This window comes from Amycolatopsis sp. WAC 01416, from assembly GCF_003947485.1.
Taxonomy (GTDB): domain Bacteria; phylum Actinomycetota; class Actinomycetes; order Mycobacteriales; family Pseudonocardiaceae; genus Amycolatopsis.
The window spans coordinates 554805-570388 of record NZ_QHHX01000007.1 but is presented as its reverse complement, the minus strand read 5'-3'; the positions used below and the strand labels follow the sequence as shown (position 1 = coordinate 570388).

Below are 15584 nucleotides of genomic sequence, written 5' to 3'. Positions count from 1 at the left end.
AGGAACCTCAAACGAGGTTCAAATACATAAGCTCTACTGGCTTAGTTCACTAGCACACTGTTGAGTTCTCAAGCAACACACCCCAGATCGCACCAGGCAAAACCCGGCCTTATCCGAAGCAGTCATTCCTAGCAGTTTTTGGTGAGACACCCACTCAATCACCCTAAAATGAGAGCTTGGTTCGTGTCCCGCGGCCACCCGGTTTCCCTGGCGACTTGGAGAACTTTACATGGCCCGCAGGGGCCCGAAACAGGGGGGTACCTTAACTGCGTTTCCGCAGGTCAAGGCCCCTGTTCCGGGCCGGGGCCGCGATCAGCCCTCGACGCGGACGCCGGCGACGTTGCGCTTGCCCTTGCGGACCACGAGCCAGCGGCCGTGCAGAGCGTCGGCCGCGGACGGCTTCCACTCCTCGTCGGCGATCTTCGTGTTGTTGACGTACGCGCCGCCTTCCTTGACTGTGCGACGCGCGGCGCCCTTGCTGTCGACGAGCCCGGCGGCGATCAGCAGGTCGACGATCGTCGACTCGCCGTTCGGGTCGATCTTGCCGTTGGGCACCTCGGCCATGGCGGCGTCGAGGGTCGGCGAGTCGAGCTCGCGCAGCTCTCCCCTGCCGAACAGTGCCTGGCTCGCGGCGATGACCTGCCGGGTCGCCGCTTCGCCATGCACCAGGGTCGTGAAGTCCTCCGCCAGCTTCCGCTGCGCGGACCGCAGGTGGGGGCGCTGTTCGGTGTCCTCCGCCAGCACCGCTATCTCCTCCTGCCCCAGGAAGGAGAACATCTTCAGGTAGCGGATGACGTCGGCGTCGGCGACGTTCAGGAAGTACTGGAACCACGCGTACGGCGAGGTCATCTCCGGGTCGAGCCAGACGCTGCCACCGCCGGTGGACTTCCCGAACTTGCGTCCCTCGGAGTCGGTGACCAGCGGCGCGGTCAGCGCGTGGGTGTGCCCGCCGTCGGTCCGGCGGATCAGATCGACACCGCCGACGAGGTTGCCCCACTGGTCGGAGCCGCCGATCTGCAGCTTGCAGCCGTACTCGCGGTACAGGTGCAGGTAGTCCTGCGATTGCAGCAGCAGGTAGCTGAACTCGGTGTAGGAGATGCCGTCGGTTTCGAGGCGGCGCTTCACCGTCTCCCGGTTCAGCATCATGTTGACCGGGAAGTGCTTGCCGACGTCGCGCAGGAACTCGACCACGCTCTGCTTCGCGGTCCAGTTCATGTTGTTCTCGATGACCGCGCCGGTCGGCGAGTCGTCGAAGTCGACGAACCGTTCCAGCTGGCCGCGGATCCGGTCGGCCCACTCGGACACGGTGTCCACCGTGTTCATGGCGCGCTCACCGGTGTCGCGTGGGTCGCCGATCATCCCGGTGGCGACGCCCGCCAGCACGATCGGCCGGTGCCCGGCACGCTGGAAGCGCGAGAGCATCAGCAGCGGGACCAGGTTGCCGGCGTGCAGGCTCGGCGCGGTCGGGTCGAATCCGCAATAGAGCGTGAGGGGTCCTTGGTCGAGGTCTCGCCGCAGTGCGTCGGTGTCGGTGGATTGCGCGATCAGGCCGCGCCAGGTCAGCTCGTCAAGGATGTGCTCGCTCACGCCTGTAGATCCTCCCGCACCAGGTCAACCGACTATCGGCCGGGGGCCGCCGCCCGTCGCTTGCCACCCCGGCGATAGGTCGAGACCGCGGGAGAGCCGTCGATCCAGAACCGCCATGGCGTGTCCATCGCCATCGCGACGCCGACGCGCGGCCCGGTGCGAATGTCCGCTTCGGGGACGCGGTCACCGGTGAACAGCCGGACGGGTGACGCGGGGTCGGTCAGATCGACGCCGTTCTCCGGCCGGGCGATGCCGAGCACCGAGGTGAGGATGGCCGGGCCTTTGGCGAGTTCGCCGTTGCCCCGAGCGGACGGCCTGCGCGCACGGGCGATGTCCGCACCGGACACCACTTCCCCGGCCCGCAGCAGCACGGCGCCCGGCTGCCCGTCTTCAGTCCCGACGACGTTGGCGCAGAAGTGCATCCCGTAGACGAAGTACACGTAGAGATGCCCCGCCGGCCCCCACATGACCTCGTTGCGCGGGGTCTTGCCGCGATAGCAGTGCGACGCGGGATCGTCGAGGCCGCGATAGGCCTCGACCTCGACCAGGCGGACGGCGACCGTGCCGTCGGGACCGGTCGACTCGATCACCGCCCCGAGCAGGAGCGTGGACAGCTCCACCGGATCCAGCGCCAGCTCCCGCCGGGTGAACTGTCTCCCGGTCGCCACGTTCCGCACGCCTCGACCTTAACCGCGGGCTCCGACAGGTTCAGTATTGAGCGATCGCTCAATACTGGTCTACAGTGTTGTTGAGCGATCGCTCAAAACTGGGGAGGAAGCTCGATGAGCCGAAGAGCGCTGTACGTCGAAACGGTGATCCGCACGGACCTCGAAACGCTGTGGCGGTATACGCAGGAGCCGGATCTGCACGAACGGTGGGATCTTCGCTTCGCGCGGATCGAGCCGGTCGCGGGTTCACCGGGACGGTTCCACTACGCGACGAGATTCCTGGGGTTCGTCATCAACGGAACCGGGATTCACGCCGGGGAGAGCGAACGGCCCGACGGCGGGAGGACGTCGGCGTTGCGGTTCACCTCCGCGGATCCGCTGTCCCTCATCAGGTCCGGTTCGGGGTACTGGCGCTACACCCCGACCGACGACGGCGTCCGCTTCGTCACCGGCTTCGACTACACCACCCGGTGGGGTGTCTTCGGCAAGTTCGCCGACTTGCTGTTCCGACCGCTTTTCGGGTGGATGACGGCATGGTCGTTCGACAGGCTCAGGCTGTGGCTCGAAACCGGTGCACCACCGGAGGCGCTCCCCTTGCTCTCGCCCACGGCGAGCCGCTGCCGCAGGAGCCCGCGGCCGGGTAAGGACGGCGTCACACCTCGCGTTCTCGAAACCCTGGAGCAGGCATGATCTTCCGAGAGGCACTGGGCGAGCAGTTCGCTTCACTGCATCCGCGCATGCGTGAACGACTGTCGCTGAGCACGGAAAACGGCGTCGGGATGATCGGCGTCGGCGTGATGGACGAGATCTGGCGCGGAGCCGCGTTCACCACACCGTTCCTGCGGCTGGGCGCGTCGAGGCACATCCTGTTCCCCGAACGGGGCCGCAACGTCCCCTTCACCATCGAGAACTACCCGTACGTCGATTCCCTCGGCAGGGAGACGGTCTCGTTCGTCCGTACCTTCGAACTCCCCGGGAGACGGCGGCGGTTCGACGCGCAGATGATCTACAGCGCCGACCGCGGGACGATCGTCGACTACTTGGGAACACATCAGCACATCGCCGTCGATCTCGAGCTGACGGTGCGGCCGGACGGCGGCTTCCACCTCCGTTCGGAGGAGTTCCGGCTCTGCGAAGGCCCGCTTCGATGCGTGGTGCCGCGATCCGTCGTCGGAGCGGCCGAGGTCGACGAGTGGTTCGACGAGGAGAACGGCCTGTTCCGGATCGAGATCCAGGTGACGAACCGGCGGTTCGGCCCGCTGTTCGGTTACCGGGGCGCGTTCGAGGCGCGGTTCGTCGACCTGCGGGCGGGGGTGAGCGGGGCGGTGAAGCCGTTGCGTGAGAAAGTCCTGGACTGATGAACGGGCCCAGCACGAAACAGCGGTTGATCGACGGCGCGCTGGAGACGATCCGCACCAGCGGCATCACCGCGGTTTCGGCCAGGACCGTCGCCGCGACCGCCGGCACCAATCAAGCCCTGATCTTCTACCACTTCGGCAGTGTCGAGGAGTTGCTCGCGCAGGCCTGCGTGACGGCGACCGAAAGCCGCGTCTCCCATTACCGTGATCGGTTCGCCGAAGTACGCACGCTGGGCGAACTTCTGGAACTGGGCCGGACCATCCACGCGGAGGAACGGGCCGAGGGGAACATGGCGGTCCTCGCCCAGACGCTCGCCGGCGCCCAGGCAGGTGGACGGCTGGCCGAAGCGACCCGGCAGGCACTCGACAAATGGGTTCGCGAAGTCCAAGGCGCGCTCGACCGCGTGCTGACCGGTTCACCGGTGCTCGAACTGGCGGAGACCGAGGGGCTCGCCCACGCGGTCTCCGCCGGTTTCCTCGGCCTGACCTTGTTCGACACGGTCAATCCGGAAGGTGCCGAGCAGGCATTGGCGGCGCTGGGACAGCTGGCTGTCCTGGTCGACGTCCTCGAAGGACTCGGCCCGGTCGCGACCCGTGCGGTGCGCGCGAAGCTCCGGAAGACCGCGAAGAAGTAGCTACGCGATCTTCGGCGCCACTCGCATGCTGGTGTAGCAGCAGGCGGTGCCGTCGGGCAGTTTCGTGAACAGCACCGGCATCCAGTCGTCACCGAACATCGAGTTCATCCCGGCGAAGACGTTCTCCGCCACCGGCACCAGCTCCGCCTCGATCGGCGGGGCGATGCCTTCGAGGCCGTCAGCGAATTCGTAGACGAAGTGCAGCTTCCCGTCCTTTTCGGTGACGGTGATGATGACGCCTTCACGGCGATAGATACCTGCGAAAGGCGCGACGTCCACCGAAGGCGGCGACGACGGCGGAGCGAAATCGGCCGGCACCCGGACCCCGGCGAGTTCACCGAGCAGTTCCCGTGACAGTCCTGTGTACAGCCGATCGGTCGTGCCGTGATTCGTGAGCAAAGCGAAGGCGAACCCCGCCTCCGGGACCACCCGCAGGTACGAGCGCTGCCCGATCGACGACCCGTTGTGCCCGAAGCCCGCGACACCGTTCCAGTCGTAGGTCGACAGGCCGAGGCCCCAGCCGTCGGAACCGAGCGTCCATTTGTCGGGTACCTCGACCTCGCGCCGCCGCATCGCGGTCACCGTCTCCTCCGCGAGCACGCGAGCGCCGTCGGCGGCGGTGCCGTCCAGCAGCATCCGCGCGAAGCGCACCACGTCGCCGGCCGTGGCCAGAACGCGGCCGTACGGTCCGGCGGAGCGCGGCAGGAGATCCCAGGCGGCGGTCGGCTCCGGGTCCTTCCCGAGGTGTCCCATCGCGACACGAAAGCGCAGGGCCTCTTCGGGCAGGGTCATGGTCTCGGTGAGCCCGAGCGGGGTGACGATCCGCGCCCGCAGGGCGTCGTCCCAGGTCAGACCGGTGAGTACCTCGACGATCCGGCCGAGCACGTTGTACCCGACGCTGCTGTAGGACGCGGCCGTCCCCGGCGGGCAGTCGAGCGCCACTCCCCTCGCCGCTTCGACGTACTTGGCGAGACAGTCGTCGCCGCGTCCGGTGTCTTCGATGAAGTCGCAGGTGAGCCCCCCGGTGTGACTGAGCAGCTGCCGGGCGGTGATCGTCTTCGTCGCCTCCGGATCCACCGTCGCGAACTCCGGGAGCACCTCGATGACCGGCGCGTCGAGATCGAGCCGCCCGTCCTCGGCGAGCCCCATCACCAGCGAAGCCGTGTAGACCTTCGCGATCGAGCCGAGCTGGAAGACCGAGCCGGTGGTCGCCTCCACTCCGGTCCCCCGATGCAGGATCCCGCTCGCGAACTCGTGGATCTCGCCGTCCTTCAGCACCGCGAGGGTCGCTCCCGGTACGCGGTGTTCGGCCCGCAGGTCGTCGAGGCGGGACTGCCAGTGGTCATGGTCGAGAGTTGTCCGTACACTGTTAGGCATACTGAACACTGTACGGAGAAATGAGGGGAATGTGATGTCGGTGTGGATGCGGCCCCCGAAACGCAAACGCGAGCAGCCATCGCTGAGCCGAGAGCAGATCGTTTCCGCGGCGATCGAGCTTCTCGACGCCGAAGGCATCGACGCGCTGAGCATGCGGAAGCTCGGAACCCGGCTCGACGTGGCCGCCGCATCGATGTACACGCATGTGGCAGGCAAGGACGAGCTGTCCGAACTGGTCGTCGACGAGGTCTACGGCGAGGTCGCGCTCCCGGAGCCGGGCCCGTGGCGAACGGCCGCGACGACGTTCGCGCAAGATCTGCGTTCGGTTTTCCTCCGCCATCCTTGGATCGGCTCGCTGCTCGGCGAGGCTGGGGTGGCGTATCTGGGGCCGAACGTCCTGAAGCTGTCGGAAGCGGCGCTCGCTCTGTTCGAAGACGCCGGATTCTCGTTGGACGACGCCGATCTGGCGTGGAACACGGTCATGGCGTTCGTCGTCGGGAGAGCCACCAGCGAAGCCGCATGGCTCACGACGCTCAAGCGCAGTGGGCAGAGCGAGCAGGAATGGAAAGATCGTCTGTGGCCCGCGGCCGAGCAAGCGGTGCGGGACCACCCGCGGCTGAAGAAGCTCTACGCCGCACAGCGAAACCAGAAACCGGGCGAGACCAACGACGACGACTTCGAGCGCGGCCTCGCCTGCGTCCTCGCCGGGCTGGCGACGAGGCTTCCCTGAAGCGCGTGAAGGCCCCCTTCCCTCGGCTCAGCCGAGGGAAGGGGGCCTTCACGCGAGAACTCAGCTCAGCCAGGCGCGGTGTTCGGCGACCCGCGCGACCAGCCGGTCCCGCTGCTCGGCCACGCGCTCTGGAGCGGTACCGCCACGAGCATTGCGCGAACTCACCGAGCCCTCGACGGTCAGCACTTCGCGGACGGCGGACGTCAGGGCCGGGTTGATCTTCTCGAACTCTTCGTCGGTCAGTTCGTCCAGGCCGACACCGCGGGCTTCGGCGACACGGACGCTCTCCCCCGCCGCTTCGTGCGCGACACGGAACGGAACACCCTGGCGCACCAGCCATTCGGCGATGTCCGTGGCGAGGGTGAAGCCGGCGGGCGCCAGTTCGGCGAGCCGGTCGGTGTGGAAGGTCAGCGTCTCGAGCATGCCCGCGATCGCCGGGAACAGCAGTTCCAGCTGCTCGACGGAGTCGAAGACCGGCTCCTTGTCCTCCTGCAGGTCACGGTTGTACGCGAGCGGCTGCGCCTTGAGCGTCGCGAGCAGACCGGTCAGGTTGCCGATGAGCCGCCCGGCCTTGCCGCGGGTCAGCTCGGCGACGTCCGGGTTCTTCTTCTGCGGCATGATCGAACTGCCGGTCGCCCAGGCGTCGTCGAGGGTGACGTAGCCGAATTCGGCGGTGTTCCAGATGATCACCTCTTCGGCGATCCTGGACAGGTTGACCGCGAGCATCGCGACATCGAAGGCGAACTCGGCGACGAAGTCCCGCGAGGCGGTGCCGTCGATGGAGTTCTCGACGCTGGTGTCGAAGCCCAGTTCCGCGGCGACGGCCTCGGGGTCGAGGCCCAGCGAGGAACCCGCGAGCGCGCCGGAGCCATAGGGCGACTCGGCGGTGCGAGCGTCCCAATCACGCAGCCGGGTGACGTCGCGCAGCAGCGACTGACCGTGCGCGAGCAGGTGGTGCGCCAGCAGGACAGGCTGGGCGTGCTGCAGGTGCGTGCGGCCGGGGAGGATCGCGTCCGGGTGCCGTTTCGCCTGCGAAACGAGCGCGTCCACCACCCCGAGGGTGCCCGCGACCACCCGGCGGGCGGCGTCGCGCAGCCACATCCGGAACAGCGTCGCGACCTGGTCGTTGCGCGAACGTCCCGCCCGCAGCTTGCCGCCGAGTTCGGTGCCCGCCCGCTCCAGCAGGCCGCGTTCGAGCGCGGTGTGGACGTCCTCGTCGGCGACGGTCGGGGTGAACGCACCCGACTCGACGTCCTGCGCCAGGGTGTCCAGCGCGGCGAGCATGCCGGTCAGCTCGTCATCGGTGAGCAGCCCCGCCTTTCGCAGCACTCGCGCGTGGGCCCGCGACCCGGCGATGTCGTACGGCGCCAGCCGCCAGTCGAAATGGGTCGACGCGCTCAGCGCCGCCATCGCCTCCGCCGGCCCGCTGGCGAACCGGCCGCCCCACAGCTGCACCGGCTGCTCATTCCCGCTCACGACACTCCTCGAATTCTTTGATTACTTCAGGCGACTGATCGGTCGAAGGTAGCGCCTGTGCCGAAGTCGTACAGCGCGCGCTCGTCGCGCGCCGAGTTCACGACCGCGTTCCCGCGGTGCAGGACCAGGCGGACCTCGCCGGACACCCGCTCGGAACTGACCTTTTGCAGTTCCTCGTGCGCGGTGACCAGCGCGAGCGCGCCGGGCCCCTCGTAGATTTCGCGTCCTCTGAGCCCGAAGGCGCCGACACGTCGGTTCAGCTGCTGGAAGGCCTCCAGCAGCGTCACGGTCTCCCCGTCGATGGCCACCGGCACACCTTCGTCGAAGGTGATGACCAGCTTCTCCGGATCATCCGGGAAGGCGAACCCGTCAGGCGTCACCTTCGGTCTCCTCACCGCCGTCCACTGTGGACGACCGTCGGGCCAGCGCCATGAAGCGCTCGGCCAGGTCTTTGCCGGACAACGGTTCCCTCGCGATCACCGCGACCGTGTCGTCGCCTGCGATGGAACCGACGACCTCCTCCAGCGCCGCCCTGTCGATGGCGCTGGCCAGGAACTGCGCCGCGCCCGGCGGAGTGCGCAGCACCGTCAGGTTCCCGGACGAGTCCGCCGAAACGAGCAGTTCGGCGAGCAACCGCGAGAGCCGGGACGTGCCGCCCTGCACCCCGCGTACCGGGCTGCCGTCCTCCGGAATGACATACACCGGCGCGCCGGAATCCGCACCCCGGAGCTTCACCGCCCCCAGTTCGTCGAGGTCCCGCGACAGCGTCGCCTGGGTGACGTCGATCCCTTCCGCCGCCAGGAGCTTCGCGAGCTCCGTCTGGCTGCGGATGGCCATCGTGGACACGAGTTCGGTGATCCGGGCCTGCCGGGTGACCCTGCTGCCGGTCATCGTCGCCGCTTCTCGTCCATGAGCCACACCAGCAAGGCCTTCTGCGCGTGCAGCCGGTTCTCGGCCTCGTCCCAGACCGCGCTCGCCGGTCCGTCGATGACCTCGTCGGTGATCTCCCAGCCGCGGTGCGCGGGCAGGCAGTGCAGCACGATGGCCTCGTCCGCGGCGCGGCGCATCAACGCGGCGTTGACCTGCAGCTCCCGGAACGGGCCGACGCGGTCGAGGCCGTCGTTCTCCTGACCCATCGAGGTCCAGGTGTCGGTGACGACGACGTCCGCGCCTTCGACGGCGGCGTACGGATCGGTGAAGACCGTGGTGCTGCCGCCGGTTTCACTCGATCGGTGCTTGGCGTCGAGCATGACCTGCTGATCGGGCTGAAAGCCCTCCGGCGAGACGACCCGGACGTGCATCCCGGCCGTGGTTCCGCCCAGCAGCAGCGAATGCGCCATGTTGTTCGCGCCGTCGCCGAGGTAGACCAGGGTGAGCCCGGCGAGCTTGCCCTTGCGCTCGCGGATGGTCATCAGATCGGTGAGCACCTGGCAAGGGTGGAACTCGTCGGTGAGCGCGTTGATCACCGGGATGCTCGCCGCCGACGCCATCGCGTCGATGCGCTTCTGGGCGAAAGTCCGCCAGACGATCGCGTCCAGGTACCGCGAAAGCACCCGCGAAGTGTCCTCGATGGTCTCTTCGCGGCCGAGCTGCATGGAGCGTCCGTCGACGATGACCGGGTTCCCGCCGAGCTGGGCGATACCCACCTCGAAGGAGAACCTTGTCCGGGTGGAGTTCTTCTCGAAGATCGCCGCGACGGACTTGCCCTCCAGCGCGCGCGAGCTCAGCGGCTCTGCTTTCAGCTGGTCGGCGAGGTCCAGGATCTCGGCCTGTTCGGCGGGGCTGAGATCGTCGTCACGGAGGAAGTTGCGGAGCATGCGTTTGGTCTCTGTCCTAGGTGGTGGTGGAATCGAGCGCCCCGGGAAGGGCTTCGAGGAATCCCGCGGCCTCGTCGGCGCTCAGGATCAGCGGCGGCGCCAGCCGGATGGTGTCCGGGGCGATCGGGTTGACCAGGTACCCCGCGTCCTGCGCGGCCTTGGCGACCGTGGCCGAGACCGGTTCGCGCAACGCGATGCCGAGCAGCAGCCCGGCACCGCGAACCCCGGCCACCAGCGGATGGCCGAGCTCCTCGACGCGGGAGGCGATGTCCTTGCCCAGAGCGGAAACGTGGTCGTTCAGGTTCTCCTTGGCGATGGTCTTGAGCACGGCGAGCCCGGCGGCGCAGCAGATCGGGTTGCCGCCGAAGGTGGTGCCGTGCTGGCCCGGCTTCATCAGCTCCCCCGCTTCGCCGACGCCGATGACCGCGCCGATCGGCAGACCGCCACCGAGCCCCTTCGCCAATGTGATGACGTCCGGGACGATGCCGGTGTGCTGGAAGGCGAACCACGCGCCGGTGCGGCCGATACCGGTCTGCACCTCGTCGAGGACCAGCAGGGTCCCGGTCGCCTTGGTGATCTCCCGCGCGGCCTGGAGATAGCCGTCCGGCGCCGGGACGACACCCGCCTCCCCGAGGATCGGCTCGAGGAACACCGCCGCGGTTTCGGTGTCCACCGCGGCGCGAAGCGCGTCGACGTCACCATAGGGAACGTGGGTGACGCCCGGGACCAGCGGCGCGAACGCGTCCCGCTTCGACGGCTGACCGGTCAGCGACAAGGCGCCCATGGTGCGGCCGTGAAAGGCCCCCTCACAGGCGACGATCTTGGTCCGCCCGGTGAGCCTGCTGATCTTCAGCGCGGCTTCGTTGGCCTCCGCGCCGGAGTTGACGAACAGGACCTTCGCGTTGCCGGACAGGCCTGCGACGTCGAGGAGGGTCTCGGCCAATTCGACGGCGACCGGGTTCACGTAGAGATTCGAGGTGTGCCCGAGTTTCGCGACCTGTTCGGTGACCGCGGCGACCACGGCGGGATGGGCGTGCCCCAGCGCGTTGACCGCGATCCCGCCAAGCAGGTCGACATACGGCTTGCCGTCGGCGTCCCAGACCTTCGCACCCTCGCCGCGGACCAGGGTCAGCGCCGGGGTGCCGTAGTTGTCCATGAGGGACGACGTCCAGTGCTCCTGGCCGTCTACATTGGACTGTAGGGTGGTCACGGAAGCTCCGTTTCGGGGAAGACCATGGTACCGATGCCGCGGGAGGTGAAGACCTCCAGCAGTACCGAATGGGCGATGCGGCCGTCGATCACGTGCGCGCGGCGGACGCCGCCGCGGATGGCGCGCACACAGGCCTCCATCTTCGGGATCATGCCGCTGGCGAGACCGGGAAGCAGGGTTTCGAGGCGGTCCACGCGGATCCGGTCGACCAGTGAACCGCGGTCCGGCCAGTTGGCGTAGAGGCCTTCGACGTCGGTGAGCACGACGAGCTTTTCCGCGCCGAGCGCACCCGCGAGCGCGCCGGCGGCGGTGTCGGCGTTGATGTTGTGCACGACGCCGTCGACGTCCGGGGCCACGGTGGACACCACCGGGATCCGGCCCGCGTTGACGATGTCGAGCACCGCGTCCGGGTTGACCTCGGAAACCTCGCCGACGAGCCCGATGTCGACCGGCACACCGTCCACAGTGGCCTGTTTGCGCTCGGCGGTGAACAGCCGCGCGTCCTCGCCGGAGATTCCGACCGCGTACGGGCCGTGCGCGTTGATCAGGCCGACCAGTTCGCGGCTGACCTGGCCGGTCAGCACCATGCGGACGATGTCCATCGTCTCGGGTGTGGTGACCCGCAGACCGCCCTTGAACTCGCCTTCGACGCCGAGCCGGTTGAGCATCGCGGTGATCTGCGGGCCGCCGCCGTGCACCACCACGGGGCGCAGCCCGGCCATGCGCAGGAAGACCATGTCCTCGGCGAAGGCCTGTTTGAGGCTCTCGTCGATCATGGCGTTGCCGCCGTACTTGATCACGACGGTCGCGCCGTGGAAGCGCTGTAGCCATGGCAGGGCTTCGATCAGGATCGCGGCCTTCTCGGCGGCCGTCGCGAGCCGCTCGTCCGCGGGGACGGTGGATTCGGAAGGGCTCATGACGAGTACGCGCTGTTCTCTTCGACGTACGCGTGCGAGAGGTCGGTCGTGTAGATCGTCGCCCCGCCTTAGCCGAGGCCGAGGTCGACGACGATCTGGATGTCACGCCCCGAGAGATCCGCCTCGGAGCGGTCCGCCGCGGGAGTGCCGTCGGCGAACAGGGTGACGCCGTTGATCGCGATGGCGACCTTCTCCGGGTCGATCTTCGCGGGTACCCGGCCGAGCGCCATGGCGATGCGGCCCCAGTTCGGGTCCGAACCGAACAGCGCGGTCTTGACCAGGTTGTCCTCGGCGATCGTCCGGCCGACGGCGATGGCGTCGGCCTCGCTCGCCGCGCCGGCGACCGTGACGTCGACGTACTTGGTGGCGCCTTCGGAGTCCGCGCGTAGTTGCAGCACGAGGTCGAGGCTGACCGTGGTGAGCAGTTCGGTCAGTTCGGCCTCGGTCGGTTCGACGCCGCTGGCGCCGGACGCGAGGACGAGCACCGTGTCGTTGGTGGACGTCCCGCCGTCGACGTCGAGCCTGTCGAAGGTCACGCCGGTGGCGGCGCGCAAAGCCCTGTCCAGGACCTCGGGCGTGACGACCGCGTCGGTGGTGAGGACGGAGAGCATCGTCGCGAGATTCGGGGCGAGCATTCCCGCGCCCTTGGCGAACCCGCCGACGCTCCAACCGCTTTCGTGTCCCGCGGCCGCCTGCTTCGGCTTGCTGTCGGTGGTCATGACCGCGGTGGCGGCATCGAGGCCGGCTTCGGCGCCGGTGGAGAGTCGCCCGAAGGCGGTGTCCACGCCGGAAAGCAGCGCGTCCATCGGCAGCCGCTCACCGATCAGGCCGGTCGAGCAGACTGCGACCTCGATCGCGCCGGCTTCGAACAGCCCGGCGACCTTCTCGGCGGTCTGGTGGGTGTCCTGGAAACCGCCGGGCCCGGTGGCGGCGTTCGCGCCGCCCGAGTTGAGGACGACGGCCTTGAGCCGCTGCTGCTTGAGCACCTCTTGCGACCACAGGACGGGCGCGGCCTTGATCACGTTGCGCGTGAACACGCCGGCCGCGACCTGCAGCGGCCCGTCGTTGACGACGAGCGCGAGGTCGAGCTTGCCCTCGGCCTTGATCCCGGCGGCGACGCCCGCGGCACGGAATCCCTTCGGCTGGGTGACGGTCACGGCGCGACTCCTACGGTCGGTAGTCCGGTGGTTTCCGGGAGGCCCAGTGCGATGTTCATCGACTGGACGGCACCTCCCGCGGTGCCCTTGGTCAGGTTGTCGATGGCCGCGACCACGATCAGGCGCCGGGTGTCGGCGTCGACGGTGACCTGCAGCTGGACGTTGTTCGAGCCGACGACCGATGCCGAAGACGGCCACTGGCCCGCGGGCAGCAGCTGCACGAACGGCTCGGTGGCGTACGCCTTTTCGTAGACCTCGCGGGCGCCGTCGGCGTCCAGATCGGTCTTCAGTGGCGCGCTGGCGGTGGTGAGAATCCCGCGCGGCATCGGGGCCAGCACGGGGGTGAACGAGACCTTGACCCGCTCGCCCGAGACCGCCGAGAGGTTCTGCGCGAATTCGGGGGTGTGCCGGTGGGCGCCGCCGACGCCGTACGCGGTGGCCGAACCCATCACCTCCGAACCGAGCAGGTTCGGCTTCAGGCTCTTGCCCGCGCCGGAGGTCCCGGTGACGGCGACGACGTTGACCTCCGGCTCGACCAGACCCGCGGCGAGCGCCGGAGCGAGGGCGATCGAGCCACCGGTCGGGAAGCAGCCGGGGACCGCGATGCGCTTGGTCCCGGCCAAGCGCTCTCGGGCGCCGGGGAGCTCGGGGAGCCCGTACGGCCACTGCCCGGCGTGGTCCCCGCCGTACCAGCGCTGCCAGTCGGCCGCGTCGGACAGGCGGTGGTCCGCGCCGAGGTCGACCACAAGGACGTCCGGGCCAAGCTGCGCGGCGATGGCGCCGGAGTGGCCGTGCGGCAGGGCGAGAAAGACGACGTCGTGCCCGGCCAGGGTTTCGGGGGTCGTCTCCAGCAGGACACGGTCCGCCAGTGGTGCGAGGTGCGGCTGGTGCTGGATCAGCGGCGTGCCCGCGGAGCTGGCCGCGGTCAGCGCACCGATCTGGATTTCGGGATGGGTCAGCAGCAGGCGCAGGAGTTCGCCGCCCGCGTACCCGCTGGCTCCGGCCACCGCGATCTTCACCGTCATACGCATGATTATGCACTCCCATGCAAGTTCAATCAAACAAAGTCGTGTGGCTCACCCGATACGGGCCCGCATACGGGCATCCTTGACCGCATGACCGACACGCCCGCCCGGCTGCTCACCCTGCTGTCACTCCTGCAAACCCCGCGGGAGTGGCCTGGCAGCGAGCTCGCGGAACGACTGGAGGTCAGCCCGCGAACCATCCGGCGCGACATCGACCGGCTGCGTGAGCTCGGTTACCCCGTCGAGGCGACTCGAGGCTCCGAGGGCGGCTACCGGCTGGGCGCCGGCACGGCGATGCCGCCGCTGCTGCTCGACGACGAAGAGGCCGTCGCGATCGCGGTCGGGCTCCGCGGCGCCGCCGGGCAGGCGATCTCGGGTATCGAGGAGTCTTCGGTGCGGGCGCTCGCGAAACTCGAGCAGGTGCTGCCCTCGCGGCTCCGTTATCGCGTCGGTGCGCTGGGTGCCGCGACCGTGCCGCTGCCCGGCACCGGCCCAGCGGTGGACCCGGAGCACCTCACCGTCTTCGCCGGCGCGATCGCCAACACCGAGCGGACCCGGTTCACCTACCGCACCGGCGTCGGGACCGCATCCCGGCGGCACGTCGAACCGCACCGGCTCGTCTCGGCCGGACGCCGCTGGTACCTGCTCGGCTACGACCTCGACCGGGACGACTGGCGGATCTTTCGCGCGGATCGCGTCTCGGAACCACGGGCGACCGGCGGCCGGGCGACCCCGAGACAACCACCCGCGGAAGACGTGGCGGCCTACGTCACCGACAGGATGTACAGCCTCCTTCCCACCTACAGCGCACGCGTGACGTTGCACGCGCCGATCAGCCAGGTCACCTCCACGATCGGCGAGAGTTTCGGCGAGCTGGAACCGATCGACGACGAGACCTGCGTTTTTCACGCGGGCACGGACACCCTGGACTGGCTCGCTTTCCGGATCCTCGGGCTCGGCTGCGAATTCACCGTGCACGAACCACCGGAACTGGTCGGCCACCTCCGGGAAATGGCGGCGCGGGCGAATCGCGGCACGGCGTCCACAGTGGACTGACGGCGGCCGCGAGGGCCTGCTGACCCTTGCGGCCGCCGGGATTCAGACGAGTTCACCTACCTCTCGCCGGCTCGGCGGACTCGGGAGGTACGCGCCGCGGCGCTCCGGGTCGCAACCGACCCTCGGCAGCCGGGCCCGGATCCCGCCCGGTGTCCGTTCGAACCGTCGCGCGATCTCCTCGACGCTTTCCCCGGCCAGCCAACGGCTTTCCAGTTCCGCGTCGAGCTCGTCGGACCACGGCGAGCCTTGATGCGCGGGGCGATCCGCCGATCTTCGGCGGCTGTTCCGGCCGTTGCCCCGCCCGGCGAACGCCAGCAGCGTGTCGGAAAGGACGGTCGCCAAGGCCGGTATGGCTTCGGCGTCCATGTCGAGCCTGCCTTCGGCGACAGGCTCCTCCTGCGGTCCGGCTCCGCCGACCATTACGGTCACCCAGCGGTCTTCCCCGGCCGCGCCGCCACCCTCACGGGCGGCGACCTCGATGCGATAAACGGTGTCCTGCACGCGGATCTCGGTCCGGTGCTCTTCGACGATGGTCATGCCGGGGACGTTAACGGGCGGCCCCGACAATTCC

16 protein-coding genes and 1 pseudogene are annotated in these 15584 nt (G+C 68.7%); 5 read left to right on the top strand and 12 right to left on the bottom strand.

Going from position 1 to position 15584, the window contains the following annotated elements:
• Nucleotides 1-312: 312 nt before the first annotated feature.
• Together tyrS and DL990_RS26510 are read right to left on the bottom strand one after the other, a co-directional pair.
• Nucleotides 313-1587 (bottom strand): tyrosine--tRNA ligase, encoded by a 1275-nt coding sequence (tyrS, locus tag DL990_RS26515; RefSeq protein WP_125800231.1) that lies wholly within the window; start codon nucleotides 1585-1587, stop codon nucleotides 313-315.
• A 32-nt stretch (nucleotides 1588-1619) separates the two neighbouring features.
• Nucleotides 1620-2255 (bottom strand): DNA-3-methyladenine glycosylase, encoded by a 636-nt coding sequence (locus DL990_RS26510; RefSeq protein ID WP_125789892.1) that lies wholly within the window; start codon nucleotides 2253-2255, stop codon nucleotides 1620-1622.
• 114 nt (nucleotides 2256-2369) lie between these two features.
• On the opposite strand from DL990_RS26510, the gene DL990_RS26505 reads away from it, so the two are divergent.
• Genes DL990_RS26505 through DL990_RS26495 form a run of 3 tightly spaced genes read left to right on the top strand, consistent with a single transcriptional unit; the run spans nucleotide 2370 to nucleotide 4248 of the window.
• Entirely contained in the window at nucleotides 2370-2945 is a 576-nt protein-coding gene (locus DL990_RS26505) for an SRPBCC family protein (RefSeq protein WP_125800230.1), read from the top strand.
• Nucleotides 2942-3613, top strand: coding sequence for a DUF4166 domain-containing protein (locus DL990_RS26500; protein WP_125789852.1), 672 nt, complete (start codon nucleotides 2942-2944; stop codon nucleotides 3611-3613). Before DL990_RS26505 ends, DL990_RS26500 begins: the two co-directional genes overlap by 4 nt.
• Nucleotides 3613-4248 carry a TetR/AcrR family transcriptional regulator gene (locus tag DL990_RS26495; RefSeq protein ID WP_125800229.1) on the top strand — a complete coding sequence of 212 codons (636 nt, stop codon included), beginning with the start codon at nucleotides 3613-3615 and terminating at the stop codon, nucleotides 4246-4248. Before DL990_RS26500 ends, DL990_RS26495 begins: the two co-directional genes overlap by 1 nt.
• On the opposite strand, the gene DL990_RS26490 is transcribed toward DL990_RS26495, so the two are convergent.
• Nucleotides 4249-5625, bottom strand: a complete 1377-nt coding sequence (locus tag DL990_RS26490; protein ID WP_125800228.1) for a serine hydrolase — start codon at nucleotides 5623-5625, stop codon at nucleotides 4249-4251.
• A gap of 34 nt (nucleotides 5626-5659) precedes the next feature.
• On the opposite strand from DL990_RS26490, the gene DL990_RS26485 reads away from it, so the two are divergent.
• The gene (locus DL990_RS26485) at nucleotides 5660-6355 is read left to right on the top strand and encodes a TetR/AcrR family transcriptional regulator (protein ID WP_125800227.1); all 696 of its coding nucleotides are present in this window, start codon (nucleotides 5660-5662) and stop codon (nucleotides 6353-6355) included.
• Between the two features lie 60 nt (nucleotides 6356-6415).
• On the opposite strand, the gene argH is transcribed toward DL990_RS26485, so the two are convergent.
• The 8 genes and pseudogenes from argH to argC form a co-directional block, all read right to left on the bottom strand.
• The gene (argH, locus tag DL990_RS26480) at nucleotides 6416-7831 is read right to left on the bottom strand and encodes an argininosuccinate lyase (protein WP_125800226.1); all 1416 of its coding nucleotides are present in this window, start codon (nucleotides 7829-7831) and stop codon (nucleotides 6416-6418) included.
• Between the two features lie 26 nt (nucleotides 7832-7857).
• Complete coding sequence (locus tag DL990_RS26475) at nucleotides 7858-8211, bottom strand: argininosuccinate synthase domain-containing protein (RefSeq protein ID WP_125789857.1); 354 nt, start codon at nucleotides 8209-8211, stop codon at nucleotides 7858-7860.
• Nucleotides 8201-8722 carry an arginine repressor gene (locus DL990_RS26470; RefSeq protein WP_034321647.1) on the bottom strand — a complete coding sequence of 174 codons (522 nt, stop codon included), beginning with the start codon at nucleotides 8720-8722 and terminating at the stop codon, nucleotides 8201-8203. Before DL990_RS26470 ends, DL990_RS26475 begins: the two co-directional genes overlap by 11 nt.
• Entirely contained in the window at nucleotides 8719-9648 is a 930-nt protein-coding gene (gene argF, locus DL990_RS26465; protein ID WP_125789858.1) for an ornithine carbamoyltransferase, read from the bottom strand. The genes DL990_RS26470 and argF overlap by 4 nt, the downstream gene beginning before the upstream one ends.
• Before the next feature lie 16 nt (nucleotides 9649-9664).
• Nucleotides 9665-10858: an acetylornithine transaminase gene (locus DL990_RS26460; RefSeq protein ID WP_125800225.1), complete on the bottom strand. Its 1194-nt coding sequence runs from the start codon at nucleotides 10856-10858 to the stop codon at nucleotides 9665-9667.
• The gene (gene argB, locus DL990_RS26455; protein ID WP_125800224.1) at nucleotides 10855-11775 is read right to left on the bottom strand and encodes an acetylglutamate kinase; all 921 of its coding nucleotides are present in this window, start codon (nucleotides 11773-11775) and stop codon (nucleotides 10855-10857) included. Before argB ends, DL990_RS26460 begins: the two co-directional genes overlap by 4 nt.
• Nucleotides 11772-12932, bottom strand: a pseudogene (gene argJ, locus DL990_RS26450) (bifunctional glutamate N-acetyltransferase/amino-acid acetyltransferase ArgJ). The gene argB and the pseudogene argJ overlap by 4 nt, the downstream one beginning before the upstream one ends.
• On the bottom strand, nucleotides 12929-13957 hold the full coding sequence (gene argC, locus DL990_RS26445) for an N-acetyl-gamma-glutamyl-phosphate reductase (RefSeq protein ID WP_125800223.1): 1029 nt from the start codon (nucleotides 13955-13957) through the stop codon (nucleotides 12929-12931). The pseudogene argJ and the gene argC overlap by 4 nt, the downstream one beginning before the upstream one ends.
• A gap of 90 nt (nucleotides 13958-14047) precedes the next feature.
• Between argC and DL990_RS26440 the strand changes: the two genes are divergently transcribed.
• On the top strand, nucleotides 14048-15013 hold the full coding sequence (locus DL990_RS26440; protein ID WP_125800222.1) for a YafY family protein: 966 nt from the start codon (nucleotides 14048-14050) through the stop codon (nucleotides 15011-15013).
• Between the two features lie 42 nt (nucleotides 15014-15055).
• On the opposite strand, the gene DL990_RS26435 is transcribed toward DL990_RS26440, so the two are convergent.
• Nucleotides 15056-15550, bottom strand: coding sequence for a helix-turn-helix domain containing protein (locus DL990_RS26435; RefSeq protein WP_125800221.1), 495 nt, complete (start codon nucleotides 15548-15550; stop codon nucleotides 15056-15058).
• Nucleotides 15551-15584 lie beyond the last annotated feature (34 nt).